Origin of the sequence: Streptomyces sp. HSW2009 (assembly GCF_040240285.1) — a bacterium.
Classification (GTDB): Bacteria; Actinomycetota; Actinomycetes; order Streptomycetales; family Streptomycetaceae; genus Streptomyces.
Window position 1 is genome coordinate 1 of record NZ_JBEHZD010000449.1, and the last position, 6,827, is coordinate 6,827.

5 protein-coding genes and 1 pseudogene are annotated in these 6,827 nt (G+C 72.5%); all 6 read left to right on the forward strand.

What is annotated here, in order from left to right:
- The first annotated feature begins 140 nt into the window (after positions 1-140).
- Positions 141-1,139: an ABC transporter permease gene (locus tag AAHZ94_RS25855; protein WP_349995656.1), complete on the forward strand. Its 999-nt coding sequence runs from the start codon at positions 141-143 to the stop codon at positions 1,137-1,139.
- Entirely contained in the window at positions 1,136-2,308 is a 1,173-nt protein-coding gene (locus AAHZ94_RS25860; RefSeq protein WP_349995657.1) for an ABC transporter ATP-binding protein, read from the forward strand. Before AAHZ94_RS25855 ends, AAHZ94_RS25860 begins: the two co-directional genes overlap by 4 nt.
- A gap of 11 nt (positions 2,309-2,319) precedes the next feature.
- Complete coding sequence (locus tag AAHZ94_RS25865; RefSeq protein ID WP_349995659.1) at positions 2,320-3,501, forward strand: ABC transporter ATP-binding protein; 1,182 nt, start codon at positions 2,320-2,322, stop codon at positions 3,499-3,501.
- 679 nt (positions 3,502-4,180) lie between these two features.
- A complete protein-coding gene (locus tag AAHZ94_RS25870) occupies positions 4,181-4,849 on the forward strand; it encodes a trimeric intracellular cation channel family protein (protein WP_349995661.1) in 669 nt (222 codons plus the stop codon).
- Positions 4,850-5,641: 792 nt separating this feature from the next.
- Positions 5,642-6,523 carry a thioesterase family protein gene (locus AAHZ94_RS25875; RefSeq protein WP_349995663.1) on the forward strand — a complete coding sequence of 294 codons (882 nt, stop codon included), beginning with the start codon at positions 5,642-5,644 and terminating at the stop codon, positions 6,521-6,523.
- Between the two features lie 88 nt (positions 6,524-6,611).
- Positions 6,612-6,827, forward strand: a pseudogene (locus tag AAHZ94_RS25880) (hypothetical protein); the annotation flags it as partial.

Below are 6,827 nucleotides of genomic sequence, written 5' to 3' on the forward strand. Positions count from 1 at the left end.
CCCCCCCCCCCCCCCCCCCCCCCCCCCCCCCCCCCCCCCCCCCCCCCCCCGCCGGCGGGGGCCCCCCCCCCGGGGGCGCGGCCCCCCCCCCCCCCCCCCCCCCCCCCCCCCCCCCCCCCCCCACGGCCGGGCCGAGAGCAGTGCTCGCATACCTCATCCGGCGGCTGTTCGCCGTCGTCCTGACGCTGATGGTCGTCATCCTGGTGACCTTCGGCATCTTCTTCATCATTCCGAAGTGGACCGGCGTCGACCCGGCGACGATGTACGTCGGCAAGCAGTCCGACGCCCAGGCCATCGAGGCCATCCGGCAGAAGCTCGGGCTCGACGACCCGATCATCGTGCAGTTCTGGGACTTCCTCAGCGGCCTGTTCGTGGGCCGGGACTACACCAGCGGTACCGACACCCTGCACTGTTCGGCCCCCTGCTTCGGCTACTCCTTCAAGAACGAGCAGGCCATCTGGCCGGTGCTCACCGACCGGCTCCCGGTCACCCTCGGCCTGGCCGCCGGCGCGGCCGTGATCTGGGTGATCGGCGGCGTGGTGACCGGCATCCTGTCGGCGCTCAAGCGCGGCACCCTGTGGGACCGTTCGGCCATGACCGTCGCCCTGGCGGGCGTCTCGCTCCCCATCTACTTCACCGGTGTCGCCTCGATGGCGCTCTTCTCGTACCAGCTCGACTGGGTCAGCAACGAGTACACCGAGTTCAGCGTGGACCCGGTGGAGTGGTTCAGCGGCATGATCCTCCCCTGGGTCACGCTCGCCTTCCTGTACGCGGCGATGTACGCGCGGCTCACCCGGGCCACCATGCTCGAAGTGCTCGGCGAGGACTACATCCGTACCGCCCGCGCCAAGGGGCTGCGGGAGCCGGTCGTCATCGGCAAGCACGCGATGCGCTCCACGATGACGCCGGTGCTCACCATCCTCGGCATGGACCTCGGCGCCCTGATCGGTGGCGCGATCCTCACCGAGAGCACGTTCAGCCTGCCGGGCCTCGGCGAGGCGGCGGTGCGGGCGATCGACGAGCGCGACCTGCCGCTCATCCTGGGGGTCACCCTGATCACGGCCAGCGCGGTCGTCATCGCCAACCTGATCGTGGACCTCCTGTACGCCGTGATCGACCCCCGAGTGAGGCTCTCATGACGACGGATTCCACCCCCGGGGCCGGGCGCGCGGTCAGCAAGACCAGCGGCGAGCCGGCCGGCGGTCCGGCCACCGGGCCCGTCAGCAAGACCGGCGCGCTGGGCGAACCGGTGGCGGCCCGCTCCGCCGACTCCGGCGTCTTCCTCGACGTACGCGACCTCAAGATCCACTTCCCCACCGAAGACGGCCTGGTCAAGTCCGTCGACGGGCTCTCCTTCCAGTTGGAGCGCGGCAAGACGCTCGGCATCGTCGGCGAGTCGGGCTCCGGCAAGTCGGTCACCTCGCTGGGCATCATGGGGCTGCACACCGTCGGCCAGTACGGCCGCGGCAAGGCGCAGATCTCCGGCGAGATCCACTTCGACGGCACGGAGCTGCTCGCCGCGAACCCCGACACGGTGCGCCGGCTGCGCGGCCGTGAGATGGCGATGATCTTCCAGGACCCGCTGTCCGCGATGCACCCGTACTTCACGGTCGGCGCGCAGATCATGGAGGCGTACCGGGTCCACCACAACGTGGACAAGAAGAAGGCCAGGCGGCGCGCGATCGAGATGCTCGACCGGGTCGGCATCCCGCAGCCCGACCGCCGGGTCGACGACTACCCGCACCAGTTCTCCGGCGGCATGCGGCAGCGCGCGATGATCGCCATGGCGCTGGTGAACAACCCGGAACTGCTCATCGCCGACGAGCCGACCACCGCCCTGGACGTCACCGTGCAGGCGCAGATCCTGGACCTGATCCGGGACCTCCAGAAGGAGTTCGGCTCCGCCGTCATCGTCATCACCCACGACCTGGGCGTCGTCGCCGAACTCGCCGACGACATCCTGGTCATGTACGGCGGCCGGTGCGTGGAGCGCGGCCCGGCCGAACAGGTCTTCTACGAGCCCCAACACCCGTACACCTGGGGCCTGTTGGGTTCGATGCCGCGCATCGACCGGGAGGAGTCCGACCGGCTCATCCCGGTCCAGGGCTCGCCGCCCAGCCTCATCAACGTGCCGAGCGGGTGCGCCTTCAACCCGCGCTGTCCCTACGCGGACGTGCCGAAGGACAACCTCACCCGCACCCAGCGGCCCGAACTCCAGCAGGTCGGCAACCGCCACTTCTCCGCCTGCCACATGCCGCAGGAGGAACGGACGCGGATCTGGACCGAAGAGATTGCGCCCAAGCTGTGAAGGACCAAGCTGTGTCTAAGGACAACGTGACGTCGTTGCAGAAGCAGCGGACCGCCCCCGGCGAGCCCCTGCTCAAGGTGAACGGCCTGGTCAAGCACTTCCCCATCACCAAGGGGCTGCTCCGCCGGCAGGTGGGCGCCGTGCAGGCGGTGGACGGGCTGACCTTTGACGTGCGGGCCGGCGAGACGCTGGGCGTGGTCGGCGAGTCCGGCTGCGGCAAGTCCACCATGGGGCGGCTCATCACCCGCCTCCTGGAGCCGACCGGCGGCTCGGTGGAGTTCCAGGGCAAGGACATCACGCACCTGGGCGTCGGGGCGATGCGGCCGATGCGCCGCGACGTCCAGATGATCTTCCAGGACCCGTACTCGTCGCTGAACCCCCGGCACACCGTCGGCACCATCGTCAGCGCCCCGTTCAAGCTCCAGAACATCACCCCGGAGGGCGGCGTCAAGGCCGAGGTCCAGCGGCTGCTGGCCCGGGTGGGGCTCAACCCGGAGCACTACAACCGCTACCCGCACGAGTTCTCCGGCGGGCAGCGCCAGCGCATCGGCATCGCCCGGGCCCTGGCGCTCAACCCCAAGCTCGTCGTCGCCGACGAGCCGGTCTCCGCGCTGGACGTGTCGATCCAGGCCCAGGTGGTCAACCTGCTGGACGACCTCCAGGAGGAACTGGGCCTCACCTACGTGATCATCGCGCACGACCTGTCGGTGATCCGGCACGTGTCGGACCGGATCGCGGTCATGTACCTGGGCAAGATCGTCGAGCTGACGGACCGCAAGTCGCTGTACGAGCGGCCGATGCACCCGTACACCCGGGCGCTGCTCTCCGCGGTCCCGGTGCCCGACCCCAAGCGGCGCGGCAAGCGGGACCGCATCCTGCTCCGCGGCGACGTGCCTTCGCCCATCGCGCCGCCGACCGGCTGCCGCTTCCACACCCGGTGCTGGAAGGCGACGGTGGTGTGCACGATCGAGGAACCCAAGCTGGACGCGCTCCAGCCCGGGCACCAGGTCGCCTGCCACCACCCGGAGAACCACGAGGACCTGCGTCCCGGGGATGCGGCGCTGCCGGCCGCGGGGGGCGATGTGAAGGTGGGTGCTGGTGCTGGTGCTGGTGCTGGCGCGGGCTCGGGCTCGGACAGCGCTCGGGTGCCCGGCCAGGCCGCCGTGAGCAAGGAGTCCGACACCACCGACTGATGCCCCGCCGCTGACCGATGGCCGCGCAGGCCATGGCCCCGACCAGTGCGCGACCCCCACGACACGAGCCCCATCGGCGGTGTCGCGAGGGCGCTGCACGTAGTGGTCGGGGCATCGGTCGTTTTGGGGTGGGTGTGGGGGTGGCGGTGGGGGTGAATGTGGCTGCGTGGGGTGGGGTGGGGTGGTTGGAGGTGCCCGGGGGGGCCGGGGGTGGATTTCTGTGAGGGTGGCTGGTGTGTGTGGGCGAGGGTTCGTTGGTGGGGGTGTTCGTTGGTGTGGGGATCGGTCCGTGGGTCTGCGTCTGTGTGGGGTGTGGGTGTTCAGGCGTGGGTGGGTGGGGTGGCCTGGGTGTGTGGGTGGGTGACTGCGGATGGTGGGTTGGTGTGCGCGGGCGGCCGGTGGGGGTCGGCGTCGGTTGGCGGGGTGGTGTGGGTGGGTGTTGGCGATGGGGGAGGTACGGCCGGTGGCGGGGGAGGTGTACGGCCGGGGCGTACGGTTCGACTTGCGGAGGGGCGGCAGAGTGGGGGAGCCCGCTGGAGTGGGCGTGGCCGGAAACGGCCCGTTCGGCGGGTGGATGGTGAGCCCAGGGGCGGCCGAAGCGGTGGGGGAATTCGCCCGAACACGGGCCCCCGAGTCGGGCCGGAGTGGGGCAACCCGGACCGCGGGGTAAAAATAGCGGGTGCTCACCGACCTGTTCACGCCATCCGTGCTGCGCTCCATGGACCTCGCCGGGATCTTCGTCTTCGCGATCTCCGGCGCGCTGCTCGCCGTGCGCAAGAACTTCGACGTCTTCGGCATCGCGGTACTGGCCGAGGTCACCGCGCTCGGCGGCGGTCTGTTCCGCGACCTGATCATCGGCGCCGTACCGCCCGCCGCCTTCACCGACCTCGGCTACTTCGTGACCCCGCTGATAGCCGCCGGGCTGGTCTTCTTCCTCCATCCGGAGGTGGAGCGGATCAACGGCGCGGTCGGGGTCTTCGACGCGGCCGGCCTCGGCCTGTTCTGCGTGGCCGGTACGACCAAGGCACACGAGTACGGGCTCAGCCTGACCGCATCCGTCACCCTGGGCGTGGCCACCGCGGCCGGCGGCGGCGTACTCCGCGACGTACTGGCCAACGAGGTGCCCTCACTGCTGCGCTGGGACCGCGAGATCTACGCCGTACCGGCCCTGGTGGGCTCGTCGGTGGTGGCCCTGCTGCTGCACTTCGACGCCCTCACCGGCAGCACCAGCGCCCTCGCCGCCCTCCTGGCCTTCGCCCTCCGCCTGTGCGCCATGCGCTTCGGCTGGCGGGCCCCCCGAGCGTGGAACCGCCGCAGCGCGGCCAGAGAGGGGGCGGAGGGGGCGTAGCGAGGCCGAGCGCGGGGTGTGTGGGTGGGGTCGCGGCGGCGGCCGGGCACGCCGTCGGGGCGCGGGGAGGGGTGGGGTCGGCGTCGGGGTGGGTGTTGCGTTGGGCGTGGGGTGCGGTGGCGTGGTGGGTGGGCCCGGGCGTGTGGGTGGTGGGGTGGTGGGTTGGTGTGCGGTGGGAGTTGGGTGCGGTTCGGGTGACCACCTGTGTACGGGCCGGGGGCCGGAACTGTGAGGCGTACGACGGGTTGCTGCCGGGGCACGGGGCACGGGGCACGGGGCACGGGGCACGGGGCACGGGGCACGGGGCACGGGTGCCGCGACGTGGGTACGGGGCGCGGGGTGCGGGGCGCCGCGCGGTGGGTGTGGGTCGCGGAGCGGCAGGGCCCACCTTCGCCCGGCGGTACGGAGCGAGGAACTGGGAGCGGCGGGGCCTCATACACGGGGCACGGGGCACGGAGCGCAGGGGCCGGGTGCGGAGCGTGGAGCCTCGCGCGCGAGGTGCGGATTACGGGGCGGGGGCCCTTACGCGGGGCACGGGGTGGCGGCGCCTCGTACCCGGGGCGCGGGGCGCCAGAGCTGGGTACGGAACACGGAACCTCGCGCGCGGGAGTGGGACGCCACAGGCACGGGGCACGGGGCTGGGCCCATCCGTGGTCGTGGTGTGGGTGCGCCGCGGAGCGTAGGAGTGGGCGCGCCGGTGTGGTGGGCGCCCCCACGGCGCGCAGTGCGGCGTGATGAAGCCCTCCAAGGGAAACCTACCTGCCAGTAGTTGATCCGTGTAGCGTGCGGTGCATGGCACAGGCAACCATCGGTATCAGCGAGTTCGACCGGGACACGACGGTGACCCGCCGCGCCCCGGCGGCCCAGGGCGCCGGGGCCGGCGCCGCGCCCTCCGCGACGTACGACGTCGACCTGTCGGCACGGTGGACCATCCTCAAGGCGGTCAACGGCGGTTACCTGCTGGCCGTGCTCGGCCGGGCGCTCGGCGACACCCTGGCTCACCCCGACCCGTTCTCGATCACGGCGCACTACCTGACCGCGTCCCAGCCGGGCCCCGCCGTGATCCGTACCGAGACGGTGCGCACCGGTCGTACCCTCTCCACCGGACAGGCGTCCCTCGTCCAGTTCGACGGGGACGGCGCCGAGGTGGAGCGCATCCGCGTGCTGGCCACCTACGGGGACCTCGACGCGCTCCCCGCCGACGTGCGCACCGCCGCCACCCCGCCGACCATGCCCGACTACGCGGACTGCCTGGGCGCCGACAATGCCCCCAGCGGAGCGGCTCCGTTGGGCAGCAGCACTGAGATCGTCGGCCGGTTCGACATGCGCCTCGACCCGGCGACCGCGGGATGGGCGGTCGGGCAGCCGAGCGGGGCCGGTGACATGCGCGCCTGGTTCGGCCTCGCCGACGGCCGGGACCCCGATCCGCTGTCGCTGCTGCTGACGGTCGACGCGCTGCCGCCCACCGCGTTCGACATCGGGCTGAGCGGTTGGGTGCCCACGGTCGAACTCACCGTGCACGTACGCCGCCGTCCGGCGCCCGGCCGGCTGCGGGTCGTCGCCACCACCCGCAACCTGGCCGGCGGCTTCCTGGAGGAGGACACCCAGGTCTGGGACAGCGCGGATCAACTGGTGGCCCAGGCGCGACAGTTGGCGCGGGTCTCGCTGAGGTAGTAGCGGGCGCGTGGTGGCGTGACGGAGCGCGGTGCGGACGTGTCCCGATGCTCCCCGTGCCCCGCCCCCGCGTGCCACACTGATCGCCATGGGGGACTTAGCGCTGACTTTTGACGACGGCACCGTGGCCTGGCTGCACCTCGCTCCGGTGGCCGAAGACGCCCGCACCGCACCGCTGGCCGACCTCGGGGCGGGGGGGGGGGGGCGCCGCCCCCCCGCCGCGCGGGGGGGGGGGCGCCCCGGCGCCCCGCCCCCCCCCCCCCCCGCCCCCCCCCGCCCCCCCCCCCCCCCCCCCCCCCCCCCC

Excerpts from the sequence above, each read along its gene's own strand:
- AAHZ94_RS25860 (WP_349995657.1), top strand. The coding sequence starts at position 1,136 with ATGACGACGGATTCCACCCCCGGGGCCGGGCGCGCGGTCAGCAAGACC.
- AAHZ94_RS25875 (WP_349995663.1), top strand. The coding sequence starts at position 5,642 with ATGGCACAGGCAACCATCGGTATCAGCGAGTTCGACCGGGACACGACG.